At 62.2% G+C, this 26549-nt stretch carries 25 protein-coding genes and 1 other RNA gene; 5 read left to right on the top strand and 21 right to left on the bottom strand.

Annotated features, from left to right (window positions below):
- Positions 1-6: 6 nt before the first annotated feature.
- Positions 7-600: a DUF1439 domain-containing protein gene (locus tag DXT88_RS11095; protein WP_265213388.1), complete on the top strand. Its 594-nt coding sequence runs from the start codon at positions 7-9 to the stop codon at positions 598-600.
- A gap of 9 nt (positions 601-609) precedes the next feature.
- Here DXT88_RS11095 and ldcA read toward each other — a convergent pair whose 3' ends face one another.
- From ldcA to DXT88_RS11055, 8 genes are all read right to left on the bottom strand, one after another.
- Positions 610-1551 carry a muramoyltetrapeptide carboxypeptidase gene (ldcA, locus tag DXT88_RS11090; RefSeq protein ID WP_265213387.1) on the bottom strand — a complete coding sequence of 314 codons (942 nt, stop codon included), beginning with the start codon at positions 1549-1551 and terminating at the stop codon, positions 610-612.
- Positions 1544-2098 (bottom strand): tRNA adenosine(34) deaminase TadA, encoded by a 555-nt coding sequence (gene tadA, locus DXT88_RS11085; protein WP_265213385.1) that lies wholly within the window; start codon positions 2096-2098, stop codon positions 1544-1546. The genes ldcA and tadA overlap by 8 nt, the downstream gene beginning before the upstream one ends.
- Before the next feature lie 13 nt (positions 2099-2111).
- Positions 2112-2558: a 6-carboxytetrahydropterin synthase QueD gene (queD, locus tag DXT88_RS11080; RefSeq protein WP_016835459.1), complete on the bottom strand. Its 447-nt coding sequence runs from the start codon at positions 2556-2558 to the stop codon at positions 2112-2114.
- Positions 2559-2651: 93 nt separating this feature from the next.
- Complete coding sequence (queE, locus tag DXT88_RS11075) at positions 2652-3287, bottom strand: 7-carboxy-7-deazaguanine synthase (protein WP_265213383.1); 636 nt, start codon at positions 3285-3287, stop codon at positions 2652-2654.
- 154 nt (positions 3288-3441) lie between these two features.
- The gene (locus DXT88_RS11070; RefSeq protein ID WP_265213381.1) at positions 3442-4050 is read right to left on the bottom strand and encodes a 2'-5' RNA ligase family protein; all 609 of its coding nucleotides are present in this window, start codon (positions 4048-4050) and stop codon (positions 3442-3444) included.
- 12 nt (positions 4051-4062) lie between these two features.
- Complete coding sequence (locus DXT88_RS11065; RefSeq protein ID WP_265213379.1) at positions 4063-6267, bottom strand: OsmC domain/YcaO domain-containing protein; 2205 nt, start codon at positions 6265-6267, stop codon at positions 4063-4065.
- A 205-nt stretch (positions 6268-6472) separates the two neighbouring features.
- Positions 6473-7213 (bottom strand): SDR family NAD(P)-dependent oxidoreductase, encoded by a 741-nt coding sequence (locus DXT88_RS11060; RefSeq protein WP_265213377.1) that lies wholly within the window; start codon positions 7211-7213, stop codon positions 6473-6475.
- A 20-nt stretch (positions 7214-7233) separates the two neighbouring features.
- Positions 7234-8148, bottom strand: a complete 915-nt coding sequence (locus DXT88_RS11055; RefSeq protein ID WP_265213375.1) for an NAD-dependent epimerase/dehydratase family protein — start codon at positions 8146-8148, stop codon at positions 7234-7236.
- A gap of 100 nt (positions 8149-8248) precedes the next feature.
- On the opposite strand from DXT88_RS11055, the gene DXT88_RS11050 reads away from it, so the two are divergent.
- Positions 8249-9133 carry a LysR family transcriptional regulator gene (locus tag DXT88_RS11050; RefSeq protein ID WP_265213374.1) on the top strand — a complete coding sequence of 295 codons (885 nt, stop codon included), beginning with the start codon at positions 8249-8251 and terminating at the stop codon, positions 9131-9133.
- 221 nt (positions 9134-9354) lie between these two features.
- On the opposite strand, the gene guaA is transcribed toward DXT88_RS11050, so the two are convergent.
- The 5 genes from guaA to DXT88_RS11025 form a co-directional block, all read right to left on the bottom strand.
- The gene (gene guaA, locus DXT88_RS11045) at positions 9355-10935 is read right to left on the bottom strand and encodes a glutamine-hydrolyzing GMP synthase (protein ID WP_265213371.1); all 1581 of its coding nucleotides are present in this window, start codon (positions 10933-10935) and stop codon (positions 9355-9357) included.
- Positions 10936-11036: 101 nt separating this feature from the next.
- Positions 11037-11122: non-coding RNA, sX9 sRNA (locus tag DXT88_RS11040), on the bottom strand.
- Positions 11123-11184: 62 nt separating this feature from the next.
- Entirely contained in the window at positions 11185-12645 is a 1461-nt protein-coding gene (gene guaB / locus DXT88_RS11035; RefSeq protein ID WP_016835451.1) for an IMP dehydrogenase, read from the bottom strand.
- 152 nt (positions 12646-12797) lie between these two features.
- Positions 12798-13088 (bottom strand): RnfH family protein, encoded by a 291-nt coding sequence (locus DXT88_RS11030; RefSeq protein ID WP_265213369.1) that lies wholly within the window; start codon positions 13086-13088, stop codon positions 12798-12800.
- Positions 13081-13512, bottom strand: a complete 432-nt coding sequence (locus tag DXT88_RS11025; RefSeq protein ID WP_265213367.1) for a type II toxin-antitoxin system RatA family toxin — start codon at positions 13510-13512, stop codon at positions 13081-13083. Before DXT88_RS11025 ends, DXT88_RS11030 begins: the two co-directional genes overlap by 8 nt.
- A gap of 68 nt (positions 13513-13580) precedes the next feature.
- On the opposite strand from DXT88_RS11025, the gene smpB reads away from it, so the two are divergent.
- Positions 13581-14030: an SsrA-binding protein SmpB gene (smpB, locus tag DXT88_RS11020; RefSeq protein WP_016835449.1), complete on the top strand. Its 450-nt coding sequence runs from the start codon at positions 13581-13583 to the stop codon at positions 14028-14030.
- A gap of 36 nt (positions 14031-14066) precedes the next feature.
- On the opposite strand, the gene DXT88_RS11015 is transcribed toward smpB, so the two are convergent.
- Both DXT88_RS11015 and DXT88_RS11010 read right to left on the bottom strand, forming a co-directional pair.
- Positions 14067-15653 (bottom strand): tetratricopeptide repeat-containing glycosyltransferase family protein, encoded by a 1587-nt coding sequence (locus DXT88_RS11015; RefSeq protein ID WP_265213365.1) that lies wholly within the window; start codon positions 15651-15653, stop codon positions 14067-14069.
- An 18-nt stretch (positions 15654-15671) separates the two neighbouring features.
- Entirely contained in the window at positions 15672-15962 is a 291-nt protein-coding gene (locus DXT88_RS11010) for a hypothetical protein (RefSeq protein ID WP_265213363.1), read from the bottom strand.
- A gap of 92 nt (positions 15963-16054) precedes the next feature.
- Here DXT88_RS11010 and DXT88_RS11005 point away from each other — a divergent pair, with 92 nt between their 5' ends.
- Together DXT88_RS11005 and DXT88_RS11000 are read left to right on the top strand one after the other, a co-directional pair.
- Positions 16055-16744, top strand: a complete 690-nt coding sequence (locus DXT88_RS11005; protein ID WP_029363764.1) for a response regulator transcription factor — start codon at positions 16055-16057, stop codon at positions 16742-16744.
- Between the two features lie 2 nt (positions 16745-16746).
- Positions 16747-18174, top strand: coding sequence for an ATP-binding protein (locus DXT88_RS11000; RefSeq protein ID WP_265213361.1), 1428 nt, complete (start codon positions 16747-16749; stop codon positions 18172-18174).
- 57 nt (positions 18175-18231) lie between these two features.
- On the opposite strand, the gene DXT88_RS10995 is transcribed toward DXT88_RS11000, so the two are convergent.
- From DXT88_RS10995 to DXT88_RS10970, 6 genes are read right to left on the bottom strand one after another with little or no spacing between them, the layout of a single operon-like run.
- Positions 18232-19050, bottom strand: coding sequence for an ABC transporter permease (locus tag DXT88_RS10995; RefSeq protein ID WP_016835444.1), 819 nt, complete (start codon positions 19048-19050; stop codon positions 18232-18234).
- Positions 19040-19954 (bottom strand): ABC transporter permease, encoded by a 915-nt coding sequence (locus DXT88_RS10990; RefSeq protein ID WP_265213358.1) that lies wholly within the window; start codon positions 19952-19954, stop codon positions 19040-19042. Before DXT88_RS10990 ends, DXT88_RS10995 begins: the two co-directional genes overlap by 11 nt.
- Positions 19951-21066: an ABC transporter ATP-binding protein gene (locus DXT88_RS10985; protein ID WP_265213356.1), complete on the bottom strand. Its 1116-nt coding sequence runs from the start codon at positions 21064-21066 to the stop codon at positions 19951-19953. The genes DXT88_RS10990 and DXT88_RS10985 overlap by 4 nt, the downstream gene beginning before the upstream one ends.
- Positions 21063-22190 carry an ABC transporter substrate-binding protein gene (locus tag DXT88_RS10980; protein WP_265213354.1) on the bottom strand — a complete coding sequence of 376 codons (1128 nt, stop codon included), beginning with the start codon at positions 22188-22190 and terminating at the stop codon, positions 21063-21065. Before DXT88_RS10980 ends, DXT88_RS10985 begins: the two co-directional genes overlap by 4 nt.
- A gap of 33 nt (positions 22191-22223) precedes the next feature.
- Positions 22224-24224: a hydantoinase B/oxoprolinase family protein gene (locus tag DXT88_RS10975; protein ID WP_265213352.1), complete on the bottom strand. Its 2001-nt coding sequence runs from the start codon at positions 24222-24224 to the stop codon at positions 22224-22226.
- Positions 24221-26347 (bottom strand): hydantoinase/oxoprolinase family protein, encoded by a 2127-nt coding sequence (locus DXT88_RS10970; protein ID WP_265213350.1) that lies wholly within the window; start codon positions 26345-26347, stop codon positions 24221-24223. The genes DXT88_RS10975 and DXT88_RS10970 overlap by 4 nt, the downstream gene beginning before the upstream one ends.
- Between the last annotated feature and the right edge of the window lie 202 nt (positions 26348-26549).

Raw genomic sequence — 26549 nt, 5'->3', positions numbered from 1 at the left:
AGACTGATGATCAAAACGACAACATCCCCATTCAGCCGCTGGCGTACCCTGGCCAGCGCAGCCTTGGTGGCCTGCGGCGCGTTGGCGGCGGCCGGCGCCAGCCAGGCCGCGTACAACATCTGGACCAGCGAATACACCTTCCCGAAGAAAGACCTGCAGTCGGCCATTGCCACGCAATTCCCGCGCAAGCTGCGCTACATGGACATGTTCGACATCAACCTGAGCAATCCGCGCCTCGCGCTCAATCCGGAAAGCAATCGCCTGAGCACCGTGGTCGACGTCCAGATCGACAACAAGCTGCTCATGAACAAACCCGTCAACGGCACGCTGTCGATGAGCAGCGCGCTCAGGTACGACGCCGCCTCGCGTTCGGTGCGATTGGATTCGCCCTCGGTGGAAAAGGTCGACATCGCCGGCGTACCGGCGCAATACGCACCGCAGCTCAATGCCATCAGCAACGCCGCGGCGGAACAGGTGCTCAAGGATTACCCGCTCTACACCTTCAAGCCGGAACAATTGGAAATGAACGGTAAGCGTTTCGAACCGGGCGCCATCACGGTGCTCAGCGATGGCGTCAAGGTCGAGATCAAGCCTTTGTAGGTCCGTCCCTCAGGACAGGATCGGATAGCCGCTGAGACGCAGCGAAAAGCCGCGCGCGTCGGATTCCAGCTCGGCATGGGCGCCGACCGGCAGGCTGACGCGGTCGGCGATGTGGCCGAACGGCAATCCTGTCAGCAGCGGCGCAGACAGATGCTGGCGCGCATAACCCAGCATCTGTTCGAAGTTGTAGCCGTTGTCGTAGTCGGACAATCGGTAATTGGAGAAATCCCCCAGCAGCACCGCCTTCTGACGCGCCAGCACACCTGCGTGTTCCAGCTGCAGCAGCATGCGCTCGACGCGATACGGATGTTCGTTGACGTCTTCCACGAACAGGATCCCCCCGTCGACCTGCGGGAAGTACGGCGTGCCGAGCAGATGCACAACCATCGCCAGGTTGCCGCCCCACAACTTGCCCGACACCTTCAGCGCCGGGTTGCCCGCCTCTTCCACGGCAATGGTCTGCGTCGGCTGCGTAAGGGTGCGCCAGAAACTGTTCATCGTCATCGCGCTCGGCGTCTCGGCGCCGAAATCGCTGCACAGCATCGGCCCCGCAATGCCGCCGGCGCCGGTCTGCGCCAGCAAGGCCAGGTGCAAGGCAGTGATGTCGCTGTAGCCGACGAACAATTTGCCGCTGGCGGCCAGCGCTTCATAATTCAGCACCGGCAGGATGCGCGACATGCCGTAGGCGCCGCGCAAGGCGATGACGACCTGCACTTCGGGATCGGCAGCCGCTTGCTGGATGTGGGCCGCGCGGCCGGCATCGGTAGCGCCGAAACGCTGGTGGCGCGCCGCGTGATCGTAGTAGCTTTTGACCTTGCAGCCTTGCGCTTCCAGCAAGGCGATGCCGCGTGCGACCGCCGCCTCGTCGGGGGCATAACCGCCAGGGGCGACGATGGCGACGCAGGCGCCGGCCGGCACGTGGATATCGGGAGCGAGCAAGGTCTCAGTCATTGGCTTCATCGTCGATTGAATGGGCATTGGCATGCGCGTGAGCGATTGCCTGGCGCTGCAGTCTTTCCTGTTTCAGCTGTTCACGCCGTTCCGAAAAAAAACTCTTCAACATCTGTCCGCAGGACTCCGCCATCACGCCGCCAACCAGCTCGGTGTGATGGTTCAGTTGCTCCTGTGCGAACAGGTTGACCACCGAACCGCAGGCGCCGGTCTTGGGATCGGTGGCACCGTAGACCACGCGCGCCAGGCGTGCATGCATCATGGCGCCGGCGCACATCACGCAAGGCTCCAGCGTGACATACAGTTCGCAGCCGGGCAAACGATAGTTGCCGAGAATCTCGGCCGCCGCGCGCAAGGCCATGATCTCGGCATGCGCGGTCGGATCGTGCTTGCCGATGGGCTGGTTGTAGCCGATGGCGATGACTTCGCCGTCCTTGACCACCACCGCGCCGACCGGTACTTCGCCGAGGTCCCACGCGTGTTGCGCCTGCACCAGCGCCATCTGCATGTGCATGGGCGACGGCGAGGCCATGAACATATCGGTCATGATCGCTCGCGCCTCAGTCGGCCGTGATTTCGGCCCAGCAATTGGGCGTTTCGTGCAGCACCAGCTTCTGCAGATGCAGGCCAGTGCCATACGCGTCCTTATAGGCCGCGTTGAGGATGTCGAAGGCGGTGCGCGCCAGGTTTTCCACGGTCGGAATGCGGTCGATCACGACCGTCTTGTGGTCCGGCAGGCTGGCCAGGAAGTCGCGCACGGGAAGGTCTTTTTCATAGACCAGGAAGGCGTGGTCCCAGACGTCGACCAGATGTTGCTTGGCCAGCGTCTTGATGTCGGAGAAGTCCATGATCATGCCGTTGTCGGAGCTGCCTTCGACTTCGATGACCTTGCCGACCAAGGTAATTTCCAGCGTATAGCGATGGCCATGCAGGTTGCGGCACTGGCTCTTGTGGTCGGGGATGCGATGGCCTGCATCGAATTCGAGTTTTCGGGTGATGGTCAGCATGAACGCCTTACGGATTGAAAATAGAAATGGATTGTAAACAAACGCGCGCCCGGCAACAGGGGCGCGAGCCGATAACCGATATATCGCAAGCGCTTACGGTATCTGCAACAGCTTGTGCGTCTGGATGCTCAGCTTCCACTTTGGATTATTCTTGACCAGCTCGATCGCCATTTTTGTATTGCGCGCGGCGTCGGGGCCGTCCATCGGCTGCAACAGGAAATGCGCGAAATCCAGCTTCTCATAGTCGGCCAGAACCTGCGCCTGCTGCGGAATCACGACCTTCAGTTCACTGCCTTTGAATACCTTCAGCTCGGAGCCCATCTTGGGGCTGACGCAAATCCAGTCAACGCCCGGCGGCACCGGAATCGTGCCGTTGGTTTCGATGGCGATCTCGAAGCCGACCGCATGCATGCTGGCGATCAGCGCTTCGTCGAGTTGCAGCAGCGGTTCGCCGCCGGTGAACACCACATACTTGCTGGCGGCATAAGTCTCTGGCCAGAGATTGTTGATGGCCTGCGCCAGCGCGTCGCTGGTCTTGAACTTGCCGCCGCCCTCGCCGTCGGTGCCGACGAAATCGGTATCGCAAAACTGGCAAATCGCCTTGCTGCGGTCTTCTTCGCGGCCGGTCCACAGGTTGCAGCCGCTGAAACGGCAAAACACCGCCGGACGACCGGCGTGCGTGCCCTCGCCTTGCAAGGTATAGAAAATTTCTTTGATGCTGTAAGTCACGATGATAGGAAGCTGGCGGCGTGTGCGCCGCGGGTTTCGGAGCTGTGCGAGCAGGCTTGCGCCGTGCGTTGTCCGTAAGCCGGCATTATAGCGTGTCTGCCCGTGACGACCGCGTGCAGCGGTGAAAGTGGCGAATCTCGCCAGGCGGCCGAGCTCAGCCGCCAAGCGGCCATACGCGCAATACTTCATGCCGCGACAGTCCGATGTGGCTTTTGACGAGCGCGAATTCGGCAATCCGAAAGCCGATGGGATCAATGGCAATGCGTTCCACACGGTGACGCGGATCGTAGCCAAGGGTCATGTGCGGTTCATAGGAACGCTGCGGCGTAAAACCATGCTCGGCCATCGCACAACCCAGCACCGTGCGCAGCTCGCGCACGCCATCGAGCCCCTTGCCGCCAAGCAGCACGAACGGCCCGCTGGGCGCAGAGAAAGTCATGGCGGCGTCGAAACGCGCATCAATGGCCGCAAACCGAACCGCATCGGCCGCACGGCATGCCGCCTCCACCACACGCTCGTCGCTGTCGTGCCCAACCAGTTCCAGCGTGATGTGGAGCCGCTCCGGTCCGACACGTTTGCCGGTGACGCCATGCAATGCCAGCAGTTTTTCAGCGAATGCATCCAGACGCACGGCATCCGCGACCGCAGGACGTAACGCGAAGAACCAGGTGTGCTGCGGCGGTGCTACCGATGGGCGTGGGCGGGACTGGCGCGGTCGCGCGGCCGGTGCGGGTACCTCTCCAAACAGATCCTGTTCAGCCATGGCCCCGCTACCTTAGCTTGCTGCAGCCGCGGCGTTGGCGCGCGCCTTGTGCAGCTTCTTGTAGCTGTCGATCAGGCGCTGGTGCCTGTCAAGGCCTTCCAGCTTCATGCTCGTCGGCGTCAAGCCGAAGAAGCGCACACTGCCGTCCACCGAGCCCATGACCGCGTCCATGCGGACGTCGCCGAACATGCGGCGGAAGTTGACCACGTAATCGTCCAGTTCCAGGTCGTCATCAAGCTGCACTTCCAGCACCACCTTCAAGGCCTGGTAAAACAAGCCGCGCTCAACCGTGTTGTCGTTGTATTGCAGGAAGGCGCCGACCAGATCCTGCGCCTCCTCGAATTGCTGCAGGGCAAGCTGGATCAGCAGCTTCAGTTCGAGCACCGTCAGTTGCCCCCAGACTGTGTTCTCGTCGAATTCGATGCCGATCAGCGTGGCGATATCGGAGTATTCATCGAGCTCGCTGTTTTCCAGACGCTCAAGCAGCGCTTCCAGCGCGGCATCATCCAGGCGATGCAGGTTCAGCACATCGGCGCGGAACAACAGCGCCTTGTTGGTGTTGTCCCAGATCAGATCTTCCACCGGATAGACTTCTGAATATCCTGGCACCAGAATCCGGCAGGCCATGGCGCCCAGTTGGTCGTACACGGCCACGTATGCTTCCTTGCCCATCTCTTTCAGAATGCCGAACAAGGTCGCGGCTTCTTCGGCATTTGAATTTTCACCCTGGCCGGAAAAATCCCACTCGACAAATTCGTAGTTCGCTTTCGAACTGAAAAAGCGCCACGACACGATGCCGCTGGAATCGATGAAGTGCTCAACGAAGTTGTTCGGCTCGGTCACCGCGTTGCTCTCGAAGGTCGGCGCAGGCAAATCGTTCAGGCCTTCAAAGCTGCGACCTTGCAACAACTCCGTGAGACTGCGTTCCAGCGCGACTTCAAAGCTCGGGTGTGCACCGAACGAGGCAAAGACGCCGCCCGTGCGCGGGTTCATCAGGGTGACGCACATCACCGGGTAAATCCCGCCCAGCGATGCATCCTTCACCAGCACCGGAAAGCCCTGCTCTTCCAGGCCTTTGATGCCGGCCAGGATGCCGGGATATTTCGCCACCACTTCCTGCGGCACGTCCGGCAAGGTGATTTCGCCTTCCAGGATTTCGCGCTTGACCGCACGCTCGAAAATTTCGGACAGACATTGCACCTGTGCTTCGGCCAGCGTGTTGCCGGCGCTCATGCCATTGCTGACGAACAGGTTTTCAATCAGGTTGGACGGAAAATACACCGTCTCGCCGTCCGACTGCCGCACGTACGGCAGCGAACAGATGCCCCGCTTTACGTTGCCGGAGTTGGTATCGACCAGATGCGAAGCACGCAGCTCGCCGTCGGGATTGTAGATTTCCAGGCAGTACGCATCCAGGATTTCTTTCGGCAGCGCATCCTTGCGGCCGGGCTGGAACCAGCGCTCGTTCGGGTAATGGACAAACGCCGCTTCGGCGATGTCTTCGCCCCAGAATGCACCGGCGTAGAAATGATTGTTGTTGAGCCGCTCGATGTATTCACCCAGCGCCGAAGCCAACGCGCTCTCCTTGGTCGCGCCCTTGCCGTTGGTGAAGCACATCGGCGAATGCGCATCGCGGATATGCAGCGACCACACGTTGGGAATGATATTGCGCCACGAAGCGATTTCAATCTTGATGCCCAGGCCGGCCAGAATGCCGGACATGTTGGCGATGGTCTGCTCCAGCGGCAAATCCTTGCCCAGGATAAAGGTGCTGGCGTCCGAATCCGGCTTCAGGGTCAGCAAGGACTGTGCATCGGCATCCAGGCTCTCAACCTCTTCGATGATGAATTCGGGGCCGGCCTGCACCACTTTTTTCACCGTACAGCGCTCGATGGAGCGCAGGATGCCGCGACGATCGGTTTCCTCGATATCCGCCGGCAACTCGACCTGGATTTTGAAAATCTGCTGATAGCGGTTTTCCGGATCGACGATATTGTTCTGCGACAGACGGATATTTTCGGTGGAGATGTTGCGCGTGTTGCAATACAACTTCACGAAATAAGCTGCACACAAGGCCGACGATGCCAGGAAATAATCGAAGGGTCCGGGCGCCGAGCCATCGCCCTTGTAGCGGATAGGCTGGTCGGCGATGACCGTGAAATCATCGAATTTGGCTTCGAGACGCAGCTTGTCGAGGAAGTTGACTTTAATTTCCATGGGGGAATTCCAAAAATGATGCCTAAAAGATGTGGCCGCTATTATCCGTCATCCTGGATCGGACCGGTGCCAGGAGCGCATCCGAAAGCGAACGCGATGGAAGAATAAGTCCGCGCGGGTCTCTCGGAGTACTCCCATGCGTCGTCGCTCACCCGGTCCGGCCCAAGTCGCGAGTTGCAATGTTTTAGGCAATCACCTTCCCTTTTCAGAGCCGCATCAGTCCACCGTCAACCACCAGCGTCTGCCCCGTCACGAAACGCGCGTCCTCACTGGTGAGGAAGGCGACCGGTCCGGCGATGTCGGCCGGCGTGCCGAGACGCTTGATCGCCTGCATCATGTAGACCTGCGCCTTCTGCTCGTTCGGCATGCCGCTCGCGCCTTCCGTGTCGGTGATGCCAGGATGGACGGCGTTGACGATGATGTTGTCGGCCGCAAGCTCATTGGCGAGAGCGCGGACGAGACCGACCACGCCCATCTTCGACGTGATGTAATGGGAGAAGCCCATTCCGGGCGGTGTCACCATGCCGACGGCGTCGGAACCCACGGCGACGATCGCCCCGCCACCGGCCTTGCGCATCAGCGGCACGATCGCCCGGGCACCGATCACATGCGCATCGAGGTTCACAGCCATGACGCGGCGCCATTCGTCCTGCGTCATCTGGTCGAGTCCGGTGATCGGGTAAATACCGGCCGCATGCACGAGGATGTCGGCACGACCGAATTTCTGCTCCACCTCGGCGGCGACCCGCGCCCAGTCGGCCTCACTCGTCACGTCAGCGGCGATGGCAATCGCGCCGTCGCCGATCCGGGCAGCTTCCTCCACCGCATCCTGGCGATTGACGAGGACGACTTTCGCCCCACGCCGGGCCAAAAGTTTGGCGATGCCGTGCCCGATTCCCTGCTTGCCGCCAGTGATGATGGCGACCTTGTTTTCATGTGTCTTCATGGATTTGCTCCTTGGTTGAATTAATTATGGTTTGCGAGCGCACGCAGCCGTGGCTCGCCCACCTGTGACAGAAAATCGAATTGGGTAGGCTGCCAGCCCAGATCGGATCGTGTCCGCGGATCGCGCGAGCGGCTGCATGCCGACAGCAGTAGCGCCCCGAATGGGCCGAATACCCCGGAGGCCTCGTCCATCGTCAGGCTGCGCGTTTTGACGCCTAAGTCGCGCGCCACGGCCTCGGCAATCCAACGGTATGGGATTTCCCCGGCAGCGGCGTGGTACAGCGCGCCAGCCCGCCCGCGTTCGACGCCGAGAGAAAATAGCTGCGCCAGATCGGCGCTGTGCACGTTGGAATAGGCGGCAAGTCCGGAGCCGATGTAGCAGGCGGCGCCGGTGACCGCAACGGAGCGGTACACGCTCGCTAAAGGTCCTTTGTCGCCCGGTCCCCAAATCACCGGGGGCCGGATCACCATGCTTCGCAAGCCATGCTCGGCAGCAGCGCCGCGGACGATGGCCTCTGCCTCCACCCGGGGAAGTGCCAGTGGCTCCGGCACAAAGGGGTCGTCTTCGGCAAAGCTGTCCGGACTCCACGCGCCGCCCGTGCGCTGCATGAAAACGCCGCTGCCCGAAAGGAAGATGAACGTCTTGCCGCTTCCCGCAAGTGCTTCGCACAGCGTCCGGATAATGGTCGGCTCGCGCTCGAAGGCAACTTGGGCGGCGTAGATTGTCACATCCGCTGAACGTGCCGCAGCGAGCACGGGTGCGACGTTGGCGTCAAGATCGCCGCGAATTACCGAGGTACCAGCGGTCCTCAGGACAGCTTCGGCGGCATCAGTTCGGGCGAGTCCCGACACTCGTTGCCCATCCGCCAGGAAGTGCTTTGCCAACATGCTTCCGACAAATCCCGACGCGCCAATGATGAAGATATTTTGTGACATGAATGGCTCCTTTGTTGCTCCTTTGTTTGTAGCGTAGGGCCTATCCATGTCTCTGAAAAGCCTATATTATTAGATACCATCCATACAAGGAGTAGATACTTTGCTGAACGGTATTTCCCTGGATTACCTGCGGACTTTCGTCGCTGCCGCAGACCACGGCAGCTTTTCGGCTGCTGGCCGCGCAATCGGGCGGGCGCAGTCGGTGGTCAGCCAAACCATCGCCAGCCTGGAGGGGCAGCTCGGCGTAGCATTGTTTGAGAGGGTCGGCCGCTACCCGAAATTGACGCCTCAAGGGACGAACCTGCTGGCCGATGCGCGCCGCGTCGTGATGGGTGCTGATGCGTTGACAGCCAAGGCACGCAGCTTCTCCGCCGGTCTGGAGTCCGAACTGTCCATCGTCGTCGATGTCATGTTTCCGCACCCGTGCCTTACCGACGCCCTCGGCAGCTTCAAGGAACGGTTCCGTTCCACTCCGCTCAGGCTCCATGTCGAGGCTCTGGGCCGCGTTGCGGAGCTTGTACTCAATGGTCAGTGCAGCCTCGGCATCACCGGGACGCTGCCGTTCCTGCCACCGGGGCTTGCAGCTGAACGACTATTCAGCGAGGAGATGGTGACGGTGGTGGCTCCGGGATCGCCCTTGGCCGGCAGACAAGGCCCCATTGCATTTCGGGAGCTGTTGGACGAAACACAACTGGTGCTGACCGATCGCTCCTCCCTGACCAGCGGGGTGGACTACGGCGTGCAAGGCAAGAACATCTGGCGGCTTGCTGATCTTGGTGCAAAGCATGCTTTCTTGCGTGCAGGCCTCGGATGGGGTCACATGCCACGGTGGCTGATCAATGAAGATGTAAAGGAAGGTCGTCTTGTACGCATCGAGTTGGAAGGGCCGTCGGCAGGCTTGTTGCCTTTCCAGGCTACCTATCTGAGTGATCGGCTGCCCGGTCCCGCTGGCAGGTGGTTATTAGAGCGATTCCAATCGACTTAGCGTTGCAAGGGCTTTTATTGACTCACTGACCGGGTTGGCTCTTTGTTTCCCGACTTCCCAGGAAACGCCACCGCTGCGCGCTGTCGCAGCGAGCTGCTGACCCAACTGCCGTTCGCTTTTTATTGTCCGTTATCGCCAGCTCAAAAAGAAAAAAGCCCCGTAAATACGGGGCTTTCTGAGGTATTAGCGCCTGTCATTGCGCCTGCTTGCCTGATGTAAAATCATTCCCACTCGATCGTCGCAGGCGGCTTGCCCGAGATGTCGTAGACCACGCGGTTGATGCCGCGCACTTCGTTGATGATGCGGTTGGAGACGTGACCCAGCAGCTCGTGCGGCAGATGCGCCCAGTGTGCGGTCATGAAGTCCTGCGTCTGCACGGCGCGCAGCGCCACCACGTATTCGTAGGTGCGGCCGTCGCCCATCACGCCTACCGATTTGACCGGCAGGAACACGGCGAATGCCTGGCTGGTCTTTTCGTACCAGCTTTGACCGTCGGCATCCTTGGTATTGCGCAGTTCCTCGATGAAGATCGCATCGGCGCGGCGCAGCAGGTCGGCGAATTCCTTTTTCACTTCGCCGAGGATGCGCACGCCCAAGCCCGGGCCGGGGAACGGATGGCGGTAGACCATTTCGTGCGGCAGGCCGAGCGCCACGCCCAGTTCGCGCACTTCATCCTTGAACAGTTCGCGCAGCGGCTCGAGCAGCTTCAGGTTCAGCGTCTCCGGCAGGCCGCCGACGTTGTGGTGACTCTTGATGGTATGCGCGCCCTTCTTGCCCTTGCCGGCGCTTTCGATGACGTCCGGATAGATCGTGCCTTGCGCCAGCCATTTGGCGTTCTTCAGCTTGCCCGATTCGGCCTGGAAGACTTCGACGAATTCGCGGCCGATGATCTTGCGCTTGGCTTCCGGATCGGTCACGCCGGCCAGGTGGCCCATGAACTGATCGGTCGCATCGACGTGGATGACCTTGACGCCGAGATTCTTGCCGAACATTTCCATGACCATCTTGCCTTCGTCCAGACGCAGCAGGCCGTGGTCGACGAACACACAGGTCAGCTGGTCGCCGATGGCGCGATGGATCAGCGCTGCGGCAACGCTGCTGTCGACGCCGCCGGACAGGCCGAGGATGACTTCATCGGTGCCGACCTGCTGGCGGATCGATGCGACCGCTTCGGCGATGTAGTCGGGCATGTTCCAGTCCGACTTGCAGCCGCAGATGTCGATTACGAAGCGGCTCAGGAGGGCCTTGCCTTGCAGCGTGTGCGTGACTTCCGGATGGAATTGCACCGCATAGAAGCGACGTTCTTCGTCAGCCATGCCTGCCACCGGACAGTTGCCGGTCGAGGCCATCAGCTTGAAGCCGTGCGGCATTTCGTTGACCTTGTCGCCGTGGCTCATCCATACCTTCAGCATGCCGTGGCCTTCGGCCGTGGTGAAGTCGGCGATGTCCTTCAGCAGTGCGGTGTGGCCATGGGCGCGCACTTCGGCGTAACCGAATTCGCGCAGCGTACCGTTTTCCACCTTGCCGCCAAGCTGCTCGGCCATGGTTTGCATGCCGTAGCAAATGCCCAGCACCGGCACGCCCAGTTCAAACACTGCGAACGGCGCGCGCGGCGTATCGCCTTCGGTCACGCTGTTCGGGCCGCCTGACAGGATCACGCCGGAGGCACCGTAGTTGCGGACGAATTCGTCACTCACGTCGTGGGGGAAAACTTCGGAAAACACGCCGGCTTCGCGCACGCGACGAGCGATCAGCTGAGTGACCTGGGAACCGAAATCGATGATCAGAATTTTTGAGTGCATGGCTGTGATGGTAGGCAAGTTTGAAATTATTTCAGCGGCAAAAATAAGTCAAAAGGCCGCAGCTCGAAAAGGAGCGCGGCCTTTTTTCACTATCGTCACCTTGCTCAGAACCTGTTTGCGCTCTGTAGCGAGAGGCCATCAGCCGGTGGCGGACGGAGCGGACGAACCGGAATGTACTTAAGTACATGAGGATTCGGAGCACCGCCCGACGCCGGATCATGGCCTCGCAGTAAGAGCGCGAACAGGTTCTTAGTCGGCGCGGTAGTTAGGAGCTTCCTTGGTGATCTGCACATCGTGGACATGCGACTCGCGCATACCCGCCGAAGTAATCTCGACGAACTCGGCTTTTTCGCGGAATTCGTCGATGGTGGCGCAACCGCAATACCCCATCGAAGAACGCACGCCGCCGACCAGTTGATACAGGATCGCCAGCACGCTGCCCTTGTAGGCGACGCGGCCTTCGATGCCTTCCGGCACCAGTTTTTCCGCGTTGTTTTCGCCGTCCTGGAAATAACGGTCAGCCGAACCGTCGGTCATGGCGCCGACGCTGCCCATGCCGCGATAGGATTTGTAGCTGCGGCCCTGGAACAGGATCACTTCGCCCGGCGCTTCTTCGGTGCCGGCGAACATGCTGCCCATCATGACGGTGGAAGCACCCGCCGCCAATGCCTTGGAAACGTCGCCCGAGAAGCGGATGCCGCCGTCGGCAATGACCGGTACGCCGGTGCCTTCGAGTGCTTTGGCGACGTTGGCGATGGCCGAGATCTGCGGCACGCCGACGCCTGCAACGATGCGGGTGGTGCAGATCGAGCCTGGGCCGATGCCGACCTTGACCGCATCCGCGCCATGTTCGACCAGCGCCTTGGCGGCTGCGCCGGTGGCAATGTTGCCGCCGATCACGTCAACATGCGGGTAACGGGTCTTGACCCATTTGACGCGGTTCAGCACGCCGGCCGAGTGGCCGTGGGCGGTATCGACCACCAGCACGTCAACGCCCGCAGCAACCAGCAATTCGATGCGTTCGTCATTGTCGGGACCGACGCCTACGGCGGCGCCGACGCGCAGCTTGCCCTGGTCGTCCTTGCTGGCGAACGGGTGAGCCGTGGATTTCTGGATGTCCTTGACGGTGATCAGGCCGCGCAATTCGAAGTTGTCGTTGATGACCATCACACGCTCGAGGCGGTGCTTGTTCATCAGGCGCTTGGCTTCTTCCAGGCCGGCGCCGTCCTTGACGTAGACCAGCTTGTCGCGCGGCGTCATCTTGGCGCGCACTTCGGCGTCCAGATCTTCTTCAAAGCGCAGGTCGCGGTTGGTGATCACACCGACCAGGGCGCTGCCCTCGACGACCGGGAAGCCGCTGATGCCGTGCAATTCGGACAAGGCGATGACTTCGCGGATCTTCATCGTCGGCGGGATCGTGATCGGATCGCGCACTACGCCGGATTCAAAACGCTTGACCTTGGAAACTTCGCGCGCCTGCTCCTTCGGCGTGAGGTTCTTGTGGACAATACCGATGCCGCCCTCTTGTGCGATGGCAATTGCCAGGCGCGCTTCAGTCACGGTGTCCATGGCCGCGGAGATAAGCGGAATGTTCAGGCGAATGTTGCGTGTCAGACGCGTGGCAAGGGAAGTATCTTTAGGGAGGATGTCCGAATAAGCCGGGACGAGGAGCACGTCATCGAATGTGAGTGCTTTTTGGAGAAGACGCATAGCATTTCCTATAGGCGCAAAAGCGAATTATACAGAAAAAACCCGAAAACTCTTGCACTCGTCGCGCCGACCTTGATTTTTGCGTGAAATGTGCAGCTTATTGGCTGCACATCCTGTCTCCCCCGCTGCCGGCAGCGTGGCGCCGCAGCGCCTCAGCCCTTCTTGGCCACCCGGCGGCGGCGCGAATCCATGGGGTCGGCGATCAGTGGACGGTAGATCTCGATCCGGTCCCGGTCGCGCAGCACGGTCTCGAGCGTTTTGAGTTTGCCGTAGATGCCGACGCGGCAGACCGTCAGGTCGATTGCTGTACACTCGCGCATTACCCCGCTTTGCATGATGGCCTGCTGCACGGTGGCGCCGGCGTCGACGCGCACCGGCTTGCGGATCTGGAAGTCCGGCGCGGCGTAGCAGATCTCGACTTGCAATTGCACCGTTTCAGCCATATATCTGTTCTGCACGCTTGCAGAAAGAGTCGACGAAACTGTTGGCGATCATGCTGAACACCGGCCCGATCACCGACTCCAGGATGCGGCTCGAGAATTCGTACTGCATGTCGAATTCGATCTTGCAGGCATCTTCGCGCAAGGCCTTGAAGTTCCAGCGCGCTTCGAAATGCTTGAACGGACCTTCCACCAGATGCATGGTCATGCTGGCCGGCGGCGTGTTGGTGTTTTCGGTGGTGAAGGATTGCTTGAGGCCGTGATAGTTGATCTTCAGCTTGGCCTTGAGCTTGTCGCCCTGACGTTCTTCAACGTCGACGCCGCCGCACCACGGCAGGAATTCGGGATAGTCTTCGACGCGGTCGACCAGCTTGAACATCTGCTCGGCGCTGTAATTGATCAGGACTGTTTTATGTACGACTGCCATGAAAGGTGGTCCGTTTGATAAAATCGCAAAGTTGAAATTTTAACCGAGACCACGGATTTTCCGACCAGATGAGTATTGTTGATAATAAAAAAGCATTTTTCGATTACTTCGTCGAGGAGCGCTTCGAAGCCGGGATCGTCCTGGAAGGCTGGGAAGTCAAGGCCATCCGCGCCGGCAAGGCGCAGATCAAGGAAGCCTACGTGACGATCCGCAACGGCGAGATCTTTTTGTTCGGCGCGCACATCAGCGCCCTGACCAGCACATCCACGCACGTCCATCCGGAAACCACGCGCACCCGCAAGCTGCTGCTCAATGCGTCCGAAATCGACAAACTGATCGGCAAAGTGGAACGCTCGGGTTACACACTGATGCCGCTGAACCTGCATTTCAGCAAAGGCCGCATCAAATGCGAAATCGGCCTGGCCAAGGGCAAGAAGCAGCACGACAAGCGCGAGACCGAGAAGCAACGCGACAGCCAGCGTGAAATCCAGGCTGCGATGAAAACCCACCGCCGTTAAACAACATCAACGCCGCGCCATCAGCGCGGCGTTTCCTTATCCGCCTGCCGCCAGCCGCAGACACTCCGCCACCTCTTCCACCACGCCCGACCAGTCGCCGCGATGTTGCTGGCGGAACACTTTCACCGTCGGATACCAGCGCGAGCTGCCGGTCTGCCAGCCCCAGCGCCATTCACTTTCATAGCGCAGCAGCAACCAGGCCGGCTTGCCCAGCGCGCCGGCCAGATGGATCACCGCCGTATCCGCACTGATCACCAGATCCAGGTTGTCAATCAGCGCCGCTGTCTCGGCCATGTCCGTCATGGCCGCCTCCAGCCGGTGCATGCGCCCCCACTGCGCCAGTTCGGCGAGATCGCCGGCGGGAATCTGCTGCTGCAGGCTGACCAGTTCCACCTCGATCTCCGCCAGCGGGCGCAGATGACTCAGTGGAATATCGCGTGTGTGATTGCGTTCGCCATACTGTCGTCCGGCCCAGGCCAGGCCGACGCGCAGTCGCGGCGATGCCGGCCCGAGCACGGCCGACCACTGCTGTTTTAGTTCGATGTCGGCATGCAGATACGGCACCGCCGCCGGAATCGTCGCCAGCGTCCAGCTCAGCGCCAGCGGCAAGCTCATCAACGGGCAATGGAAATCGTGCGGCGTCAGCGCCTTGTCGTTGCTGACCAGCGTGACATTGGGCAAGGCCGTCAGTGAAGCCAGCAGCCGTCGCAAGCTCTCCGGTACGCAGACCGTCACCTGCGCGGCCAAGTCGGCTACCAGAGGAATGTAGCGCGCGAACTGGATCGTGTCGCCCAGCCCCTGCTCGGCCCACAACAGGATGCTGCGCCCTGCCAGCGACGGCTCGCCCAGCCAGGCCGGCTCATGCGGGAACAGGCCCTGGTCGCGCAGCTGCGACGTCCGCCAGCGCGCTTCGTGATGCTGCCAGCCGCCGGCGAAGTCGCCTTGCAGCAGGAGGCAATGACTCTGCGCCATCTCCGCCTCGGGGAAATTCGGTTGCAAGGTGAGCGCCTGCTCGTAGCACCACAGCGCCTGGTTGATGCAGTTCATCTTTTGCAGCACGTTGCCGCGATTGAAAATCGCCGCCGCGTTGACCGCCGATTGCGCCAGGATACGGTCGTAGCACAGCACCGCTTCTTCATGGCGGTTCAGATGCAGCAGCACGTTGCCGCGTTGATTCAACGCCTGCTGATGCGTCGGCGCATATTCCAGCGCCCGGTCCAGGCTCGCCAGCGCTTCGTCGAAACGCCCGAGCCGCTCCAGCAATGCCGCCTGCCCGCACAGCAGACCCGCGTCTTGCGGCCGCTCCTCCAGCATGATCTGGCAATGATCCAGCGCCAGGATCACGGCGCGATGGCGCGACTGCGCGGCTTCTTCCAGAGCGGGAAAGCGCTGCAGGCAATCGTCGTAGGCAACGATCGCCTCTGCATAGCGCTCCTGCGCCATCAACAGATAGGCGCGACGCATCAGCGCCGGTACGAAAGCGGGGTCGAGCACGATGGCCTGTCCGATGACGTCGAGCGCTTCATCCGGCCGGCCCTCAAGGTCGGCCGCAATGCTCTGCGTCAACAACGTCATCAGTTGCTGCAGGTGACCCGGGTCGTGCAAAAGTTTTTCATGCAACATGGTTCAAGTCAGTCTCATCTATGTCGTGCACATTATTTCCTCACGCGCCGCGGCCTCTCTTTTACCGTCATTTGCATCGGCAACCAAAACCGCGAAGGTGTTGGCGGCATGTATCAACAAGGCCGCAGTATCGGCCATAGCCTGATACAAAGGCCACCTCTTTGTGTAAAACCGGGTAAATTCCGGCGGCGCGGGTTTTGCTGCGGGGCGGCGGTAAACGACCATGCGTTTCAAAAGGGCAATCTTCCCCGCCGCTCCGATATTTACGCCCGGCAAAAGCGCGGTAAAAGATTGTAAAGATGCAGCCACCAATCGTTACCGCAGTACCGTGCGGCGGTCTTTTGCGCATATGATTGCGCAATCCGAAGCACCGCAAATCAGAGAAAGTGAAACAAGCGACGATGTCCAAAGTATTGCTGATAGACGACGACATTGAACTCGTTGACATGCTCAAGGAATACCTCGAGCAGGAGAAGTTTGAAGTACGCGTCGCCTACGACGGCGAAAGCGGCGTGGTCGAGGCCCTCTCCGGCCAGTACGCCATCGTCGTCCTCGACGTCATGATGCCGCGCCTGAACGGACTGGAAACCCTGCGCCGCATCCGCGCCAAGAGCAATCTTCCGGTGCTCATGCTGACCGCCAAGGGCGACGACACCGACCGCATCATCGGCCTCGAGCTGGGCGCCGACGATTACGTTCCCAAGCCGTGCACGCCGCGCGAACTGACCGCCCGCGTGCGCGCCATCCTGCGCCGCACCGTGATCGACAATCCCGACCACAGCCCCTACTCGCCGCTGGCCGTGGGCGCGCTGTCGATGTGGCCCGAGCAACGCCGCGCCACCTGGTCCGGCCGCCCGCTGGAATTGACCAGCAGCGAATTCAACCTGCTTGAAGTGCTGGCCCGCAACGCCGGCAAACCGGTCAGCAAGCAGCATCTTTCGGAGCAAGGCCTGGGCCGTCCGCTGGCGCGCTTCGACCGCAATATCGATGTTCACCTGAGCAGCATCCGCCAGAAAATCGCTACGCTCGGCAGCGACAAATCCTGCATCCAGACTGTTTACCGCCTGGGGTATCAGTTCATCAAGGAATAGCGGTGGGTCGGCTGTTCTGGAAGTTCTTCTTCTTCATCATGGTGGCGCAACTGACGGCGACGATCGGTGTCGGCATCATGTTCTCGCTGGAGAATCGCGAACGAGACCGCCGCACCAGCGATCTCGACCAGAGCCCTCCGGCCGCTTTCATGATCCGCTCCGCCGCCGCCACGCTGCAATACGGCGGCACGGAAGCCTTGCGTAAACTAGTGCTCAATTCCGAACGCCATCACGTCTACGCCGTGGATGAACAACAGCATGAACTGCTCGGCCGCGAAGTCCATCCGCGCCTGATCGAAGAAGCACGCACCCTGCTCGGCGCCGAAAAGCAGGAGACGCGTCGCCGCGTGGTCGAAGAAGTCAAAGCCGCCGACGGCCATACCTATCTGCTGTTCCTGCCCTCTCCCGTCAATCCGGAATTCGGCGGACCGCCGCCGCACGAAGAGCGCGGACCGCGCCGCATGCCACCGCCGCCGTTCTTTTTCCCGATGATGCCGATGCTGGTGGCAACCGTCGCCAGCCTGTTTTTCGCGATGCTGCTGGCCTGGTATTTTTCGCAACCGATCCGTCTGCTCAAGTCGGCCTTCGCGCGCGCCTCGTCCGGCAATCTGAACGATCGCCTGGCGCCGCAGATGGGCAAGCGCAACGACGAACTGACCGACCTCGGCCGCGACTTCGACGGCATGACCGACAAGCTGCGCGCCTTGATGGATAGCCAGCGCCGCCTGCTGCACGACGTCTCGCATGAACTGCGCTCGCCGATCGCACGCCTGCAGGCCTCGATCGGACTGGCGCGCCTGCAACCGGAAAAAACCGCCGCCACGCTGGAACGCATCGAGCGCGAAGGCGTCCGCATGGACAAGCTGGTGGGGGAACTGCTGACCTTGTCGCGGCTGGAAACAGGTGTCACCGGCGCCATGGAAGATCACATCCGCATGGAAGACCTGTTGACCGAAATCATCGACGACGCCCGCTTCGAAGCGGAAGCGGTTGATCGCCATATCGAAGGCATGGTCCGCTGCGACGTCGTGATCAAGGGCGGCGCCGAGCTGCTCTACCGCGCCATCGAAAACGTCGTGCGCAACGCCATCAAGCAAACCGCCGTTGACACCACGATCGCCATCAATACCCAGGTCGACAAGGACCGGCAGTCGCTGCTGGTGTCGGTCATCGACCACGGCCCGGGCGTGCCGGAAGAAGAGTTGCAACTGATCTTCGAGCCCTTCTTCCGCAGCAGCCGCACCCGGGAAAACAGCAACGGCTACGGCCTCGGCCTGACCATCGCGCGCCGCATCGTCGAAGCACACGGCGGCCGCATCCGTGCCTTCAACCGCGTCGACGGCGGACTGTGCGTGGATATCCTCCTGCCGTATGACGCCATCGAGAGCTCATCCGAAATACCGCCAACACTATCCGGCGACGATGCATAAAAAAGCGCCTGATGGATTTCCTCAGGCGCTTTTTTCTTGACTGCATCCATCCGCTTGCTACATCGCCTTGGTCAGGCCGATGGTCCGTTCGATCAACACCAGCGCCAGCACCGCCAGCACGATGAAGATCGCTGACACCGCATTGACCACCGGATCGAAGGTCTGATCGATGTAGGTGAAGATGCGCACCGGCATCGTGACGGTTCCCGGTGCGGTCAGGAACAGGCTGACCGACACTTCGCCGAACGAGGTCACTGCCGCAAACACCGCGCCGGCGACGATGCCCGGCTTGATCAGCGGCAAGGTCACGTGACGGAAGGTGTAGGCCGGCGTCGCGCCAAGATTCATCGACGCCGTCTCCAGCCGGCGGTCCATGCTGGCCAGGCTCACGCTCACGGTGCGCACGGCGTACGGCAGCGCCACCAGGATGTGGCCGATCGCCAGTCCCGTCAGCGAACCCGACAAGCCCATCCCGGTCAGCACGTACAGCAAGGCGATACCGAGCACCACTTGCGGAATGATCAGCGGCGACAGCACGAACGCCTGCAGCACGTCGCGCCCGCGAAACTGCAGCCGCGCCAACGCATACGCCGCCGTGGTGCCAAGCAAGGTCGTCAGCGGCGTCACCACCAGCAACAGCCAGGCGCTCACCTGCAAGGCCTTGAGCCACGCACGGTTGTCGAAGAAGGCCTGGAACCAGCGCAGCGACACCGACTCAGGCGGAAATTGCGGATACGCCCCGGGACTGAAGGCCGACAGGAAAATTACCAGCACCGGCAGGATCAGGAACAGGTACACCAGCCCGCCTGCCGCCCTGCCGAGCCAACGCCATCCGATGGAAGAAACCGGCGCCGTGAAATCGCGATCAGTGGCCATAGACGCGCCGCTCCCAACGTTTTTGAACGTAGCTCATCAGCCCGGCAATCGCCGCTGTCACCACCAACAGCGTAAGCGACAGCGCCGCCGCCAGCGGCAGGTTGGCGATCTGCAAGGCCTGCTGGTAAATCCCGATCGGCAGCAACGGCTGCAGGCGTCCGCCAATCAACAACGGCGTCACGTAGCTGCCTGCCGCCAGTGCGAACACGATGATGGCGCCGCTCATCATGCCCGGAATCGTCAACGGCAACACTACATGCAGGAAGGTATGACGCGCGCCCGCCCCGAGGCTTTGCGAAGCGCGCGGCAAGGCGGCGGGAATCTCGCCCAGCGACGTCGCCAGCGGCAACACCGCGAACGGCAGCATGACCTGCACGTAGGCGACGATGACCGCCTTCATGTTCCACAGCAACGCCAGCGGCGCATCGATCAGACCAAGACGGCGCAGGACGTCGTTGATCAGGCCGTTTTGCGCCAGCAGCACGATCCACGCGAACGTACGGATCACCACGCTGGTCAGCAAAGGTGAAATCAGGATCACGTACAGCACGGTGCGCCAGGCGCGGCTGCGCGTACTCACCAGCAGCCAGGCGGCCGGATACGCCAGCAGCACGCACAGCACCGCCGTCAGCGCCGCCACCCATAGCGTGGTGCCCAGCGCACGGATATATCCGGCCGAAGTGAAGGCTTCGATGTAGTGGGAAAAGCTGTATGTCGGCAATACCATGAGCATGCCGTCGACGTCATGCAAACTGAGCACGATCAGCAGGATGCCCGGCACCACCAGGAACGCCGCCAGGAACAGCATGCCCGGCGCCAGCAGCAGCCAGGAGAAAAGAGAGTTGCCTGAAGTGGAGACGCGGCTCAAGGTCAGGCTCACGGGGAAGCGCATAGGTAATCTCATATTCGCGCACCGTTGCTTTCGGCAGGCAGCACCGCCAGATCGTCGGCATTCCAGGCAAGCTGTACAGGCGCGCCGACTCGCGGCACCTCGGCGAAGTTGGCCTCGGGCGCTTCCACCACCAGCTCGCCGCCGCCCGGCAACGTGACGGTCACGTGAAGTTCGGCACCGGTATAGCTGGCGTCGCGCACCACGCCGGCGACGCTGTTGGCCGGGTTGGCCGGGTTGGTCTGTTGCGCATCGGTCGACGATGCCGACAAACGAATCCGCTCCGGTCGCAACAGGAACAAGGCATCGCCGCCAGCCGCATGCGAACTTGCAAGTTGCAGCGGCACGCCTTTGCGGGAAAAATGTGCGGCTGCTTCAAAAATACCTGATCCATTGGCGCGCGCCTGAATCAGATTGGCATGCCCGACAAATTCGCCGACGAAGCGATTGACCGGACGGCGGTACAACTCCAGCGGCGTACCGACCTGTTGCAAGCGGCCCGCGCCGAGGATGCCGATGCGGTCCGATAGACCCAGCGCCTCTTCCTGATCGTGCGTCACCATGACCGTGGTCACGCCGACGTTGCCGAGCAGGCGGCGCAATTCGGTCTGCATTTCCTTGCGCAGCTTGGCATCGAGATTCGATAGCGGCTCGTCCAACAAGAGCACCTGCGGCCGGATCGCCAGCGCGCGCGCAATCGCCACGCGTTGTTGCTGGCCGCCCGACAACTGGTGCGGCATGCGCTGCGCCAGTTCCGACAAGCGCACCAGCTCCAGCATCTCGGCGACGCGGGCGCGGACGTCTTCGCCCTTGGCCTTGCGCACGCGCAGGCCGTAGGCGACGTTGTCGAACACGTTCAGGTGCGGGAACAAGGCGTAGCTCTGGAACACCATGCCGATGTCGCGCCGGTGCGGCGGCAAGCTGGTGACGTCGCGCCCGCCCACCACCACCGTACCCGCGCTCGGCGCCAGGAAACCGGCGATGATGTTGAGCAGGGTCGTCTTGCCGCAGCCGCTCGGCCCCAGCAGGGAAAAGAATTCTCCCTGCGCGATCGACAGATCGACGCCAGCGAGCGCCTGCAGATCACCGAAGCGATGCGCTACGCCGTGGATGTCGATCGCACTCATTTACCGTTGCCCAGCGCTTGCGACCAGCGGTTGGTCCAGTCCGTGACTTTCGGCGTGGCGGTTGCGTAGTCGATCCAGATCAGTTTCTTGTACGCCTCTTCGCCGACCTGCACCTTGGTCTTGAGCTCGTCGTTGTACTGCACGTCCTGGTTGGTCATGCCGTACAGCGAGCCGTCGGAAAACGCCTTCTGGACCTTGTCGCTGGAGAGGAAATCCAGCAGCTTGTAAGCATTGGCCAGGTTCGGCGCGCCCTTGGCGATCACCCAGTTGGCGGCGCCCACGACCGGACCATCAGTCGGATACGCAAAGCCGACCTTCAGGCCGCTCTTCTGCAAGGCGAACACGCGGCCGTCCCAGTACGGCACCACCCACGCGTCGCCGCGCTCGAGCAAAGTCTGGATGGCGCCCGGGCTGTCCGGGAAGGCGACCGCGTTGCCCTTGAGTTCAGCCAGCTTGGCGAACGTGCGTTCGACATCGGCGTCGTTCTTGAGCTCGCCGCCCAGCGCATGGGTCAGGCCGGCGAAGAATTGCAGCCCGGCCGCATAGCTCGGCGAGGAGATCGCGACGTGGCCCTTGTACTCAGGATTCCACAGGTCGAGCCAGCTCTTGGGCGGCGTCTTCACGAGGTCGGTGCGATACGCCAATCCGAGCTGGCCGAGGCTGAAGGCGGCGGCATAGGTCTTGCCGTCCTTGGTGAATTTTTCCTGCACGGTCGGATACAGCTTGGCCAGGTTCGGGATGTTCTTCGCTTCCAGCGGCTCCAGCAATCCTGCCGCGGCGGCGCGCTGCACCGAGTCGGGCTGGAACACGACGATGTCGTAGGCCGGATTGTTGCCGTTGGCGGCGCGCAGTTTGGCCAGCCACTCGGCGTCGGCGCCCGGCACGATTTCCACGTTCAGCTTGTTGTCCTTGGCGTATTGCTCAAGGCCGGCGGCGCGGATGTTCTTTTCCCAGTCGCCGCCGTAGACGCCGATGACGACTTTGTCGGTCGCGGCAGGCGCGGCTGCAGCGGCCGGCGCCTCGGGTTTCTTGTCGCCGCAGGCGGCCAGGATGGCTGCTGCGGCCAGCGCCACGGCAAGAGTCGGGAGGATGCGGATGGCGTGGATGCTACGTATCGATTTCATTTTTTCTCCAGTATGTTTTTCATCGGAATGCGATCAGGTTGCAGCAGGTATGGTGTTGGCAAATCGCGTGGCGGCAGCGGCAATGGACTGGTCGCTCGCCGCCGTCTGCGGAAATCCTTCGGGCAACTCCGCCAGTGCCGCGGCGAAGGCCTGCCGCCGGTGCCGTGCGCGCGCAGCGGCAGGCATGGCGAACAAGGCGGCGCTCAGGCGATCCAGCAAGGCTTCGGGGAAGACGCGATCCCAGGCTTCGCGCTCGGGACCGAAGCGGCTGACGGCATGACTAACGGCATGACTGCCGGCACGCAACGCTGAAGTCGCCGCTGCATCCACACTCAGAGTTGCATTTGCCAATGTCAACGCCACGCCATAATCATCGCGCGCCGCATCGATTGACAGCAGGCCGCGCAATACATCGGTCAGTACTGCTGCAGGCTCGCGTTGGAATGGATCGCCCCAACCGCCGCCGCCCGGTGTCTGGATCGAGATTTCATCGCCTGCCGCCACTGGCAGCAGATCTATTTTTCCGAGCTCATGCGCCGCTTCGCCGGCGCGCTGCAATATCAGCCTGGCAGGCGCACCCGGGCCGCCGCCGTGTGCGCCCCAGGGACGGAAACGCAAACGTTCCATCCCGCGCGCAAGCACGAAGCTGTCGTCCTGCAAAATGCGGAAACGGATTTCCTGGCCATTGCCGCCGCGCCATTGACCGGCGCCGGCGGAGTCGCGGCGCAGGCCGTAGCGGACGATCTCCACGCCGGTCTCGGCTTCCACCGTCTCGACCGGATTGTTGGAGAGATTGGAAATGCTGCTGTCGCGACCATCCGCGCCGTCGTAGCCGCGCCGGCCGCCGGTGCCGCCCACCATCGGTTCGACCACCTGCACGTTCTGGCCGAAACCGTGACGCGCCGGCTCGGCCACCACCACCGGAATGATGGTGCCGCCGCTGGCGGCCGGCATGTAGTCGGGCAAGGCCTGGCCGAGCACGCCGTTGAGCGCGTCGTTGACGCGCACGGCGGCGGCATGGCGCACACCCACCGCCGCGCCCGGCAGCGGATTGACCACGCTGCCCTTGGGCGCGATGACCGACACCGGCGCCAGCAGGCCTGCATTGATCGGCACGCCCTTGTCGAGCGTCGCCACCAGCGCCAGGATGCGCAGCGTCAGCCAGGCATGCGGCAAGCCGTGGCTGGGAATATTGATGGCCGCAGCCACCTGCGGATCGCTGCCGGTGAAGTCGAGCAGGATGGCGCCGTCGCCGACCGTGACCGCCAGCGCGATGCGCACCGGCAAGCCGGAGCCGGCTTCGTCGTCAAGGTAATCGGTGAAACGGTAAGTGCCGGCAGGCACCTTCCTCAGTACCGCACGCGCACGCAATGCCGCATATTCGACCAGATCCAGCTGGGCATCCAGCAAGGCCTGTGCGCCGTGCTGCTGCACGGTCTGCGCAACGCGTTCGCGGCCGGTGGCGAGTGCGCCCAGCATGGCCTTGAGGTCGCCCATGTTGGCGTCGGGGGTGCGGCTGTTGGCGCGGAACAGCAAGGCCACGTCTTCGTTCAGCTGCCCTGCCCGCATGATCTTCACAGGTGGAATCTGCAAACCTTCCTGGAAGATTTCATGATTGGTCGGCGAGATGCTGCTCGGCACTTTGCCGCCGACGTCGGACGCATGCAAAAAGCCCCAGCCGTAGGCGACGATCTTGCCGTCATGGAAATATGGCTCGATCACCTGCAAGTCCGGCAAGTGCGTCGCCAGGCCGCCCGAACGATACGGGTCGTTGGTCAGGATCACGTCGCCCGGGGCCAGTTCGCCGACGGCGGCGATGGCGACCGAACAGTCGAGACCGACAAAACCGGAGACCCCGAGCGCGCGCGGATAGGCGAAGAATTTTCCGTCCAGACCGGCCAGCGCGCAGCAGAAATCGGCGGTTTCCTTGACGTACAAGGTGCGGCCGGTGCGCTGCAGCGTGAGACACATTTCTTCGGCGATCGAAGTCAGTTTGTTGCCGAGGATTTCAAGGCTGATCGGATCGAGTTTCATGATTGACCTTCCTGGTTTACTGTATCGAGATGCAGATTGCCGAGCGCATCGGTGCGCCCTCGCCATCCCGGCAACACCAGGATGGTGGTGTCTTCCTGTTCGATCACCGCCGGTCCGTCGAGCACATCGCCCGCGCCCAATGCATCGCGCTTGTAGATTTGCGCCTCATGCCAGCCGCCGCGCAGGAATACCTGGCGCCGGCTGTGCGCAACCGCCGTCCCGGTGCCGGCAAAGCGCGGCGCGCCGGCGGCCGTTACCAGGTGGCCGACGATGGCCAGGCGAATGGTTGAGATGTCGACCGGCGCCTGTTCGTCACGGAACCCGTACAGGCGTTCATGCTCGCGATGGAAAGCTTCGATCAGGTAATCCGCCTGCAGCGGCGACGGCAAGGGATGCGGCAAGGCGACATTGAGTTCATACGCCTGCCCGGCGTAGCGCATGTCGAGTGCGGGACGCAGCGACGGCTGGCCGGTGCCGCCCACGCCCTGCTGCTGCAACCATTCGCGTGCGCTGGTTTCGAGTTCGTTCCAGATGGCGTCGACGTCGTTGGCCGCGCGGTCGTCAAGCGTGACGCGCAGGCTGCGCACGAAATCGCGGCGCAGGTCGGCGGTCGCCGCACCCAGCGCGCAGAATGTGCCCGGCTTGAGCGGAATCACGACATGCGCCAGGCCTGCTTCTTCGGCCAGCCAGTTGGCGTGCGTGGGACCGGCGCCGCCGAACGGCACCAGTGCGAATTCAGCCGGATCGAGACCGCGCTGCGCCAGGCTCTTGCGCAGTTCGGAAGCCATCTGTGCCGTGGCAATCGCCAACGCACCGGACGCGGCGCGTACTGCCGCATCGGGGGCGGTGTCGCCCAGCGCCGCGGCGACGGCGTCAAGCGCCGCGTGCGCGCGCTCGGGATACAGCTTCATGGCGCCGCCGACGAAGGCGTCCGCATCGAGCACGCCGGTGGCGAGATAGCAATCGGTGACGGTGGCGCTGCTGCCGCCGCGTCCATAAGCTGCCGGACCGGGATCGGCGCCGGCGCTTTCCGGGCCGACTTTCAGCACGCCGTGTTCGTCGACGCGGATCTTGGAGCCGCCGCCGGCGCCGATGGCGGATACGCCGACCACCGGCAATACCAGCGGCAGGCCGCCGATTTCCGTGCGGGTGACCATCTCCGCCTGGCCGTGCTGCGAGACCGCAATGTCGCTGCTGGTGCCGCCCATGTCGAAGGTGACGATGCGCGGCGTCGCCGACTCGACCGCCAATCGCGCGGCTGCGACCACGCCTGAGGCGGGGCCGGACAAGACGGTGTCGATCGGACGCCCGAGCGCGGCGTTGAGCGACAGCGAGCCGCCGTTGGACGCCGTCACCAGGATCGGTGCAGTAACGCCCAGTTCGGCCGCCAGTTGCGCCAGACGCTCGAAGTAACGGCGCATCAGCGGTTGTATGTAAGCATTCAGCGACGCCACGACGGTGCGTTCGTATTCGCGGATCTCGGGCCAGGTCTGCGCCGCCGACAAGACCGCTATCTGCATTGCGGGCGTCGTCGCTGGCCGCGCTGGCAGCGCCGGCAACGCCTGCTGCAAGGCGGCGGCCAGTTCGGCCTCGCGCTCCGGTTGCAGGTAACCATTGATCAGCATGACCACCACGGCGTCGACGTCGAGTGTCGCAATCTGCTGCGCCGTCGATGCAATCTGCCCGGCGTCGGGCCAGCGCGTGACGTTGCCGTCGCGATTGAAACGCGCCCCGATTTCCAGCACGCGTTCGCGCGGCAGGAACGGTTCTTCGCGGGTCGCATGGAAATCGAACGAAGACGGCATGCGCGCACGGCCGATCTCCAGCACGTCGCGGAAACCTTCCGTGACGACCAGGCCGACGCGGGCGCCGCGACGCTGGATGATGGCGTTGAGGCCGATGGTGGTGCCGTGCAGCAGCACGCCGATGTCGGACGGCGCCAATCCGTTTTGCGCAATCAGCGCGGCCAGACCGTTACGGACCGCGAGGGCCGGATCGGCTGGAGTGCTGGGTTCTTTGTGGTAGGCAAGTTGCCTGCGTTGGGTGTCGTACAGGACGAAGTCGGTGAAGGTGCCTCCGACGTCGATACCTATGCGCGCGCCGGTCGAAGAGACGGAATTCACTACGGATGCTCCAGGAAAACTGCCTGCTGCGTTTGCATGATGACAAGACAATGAGCCGATGCACTCACCGATGACCGACCGCAAGATTTGCAGGCAAAGACGTCGATTGTAGGATCTCGTACTACTCAGCGAAAATAACTATTCCGAGTTAGCTTATGCGACATGCGACTTTGCAGTTTCGTTCCTCGATCTGCTAGCGTCA

The sequence above is a fragment of the Herbaspirillum lusitanum genome (assembly GCF_026127345.1).
GTDB classification, from domain to species: domain Bacteria; phylum Pseudomonadota; class Gammaproteobacteria; order Burkholderiales; family Burkholderiaceae_D; genus Herbaspirillum; species Herbaspirillum lusitanum.
The sequence above is the reverse complement of the archived record's forward strand: the minus strand, read 5'-3'. Positions and strand labels throughout refer to the sequence as shown.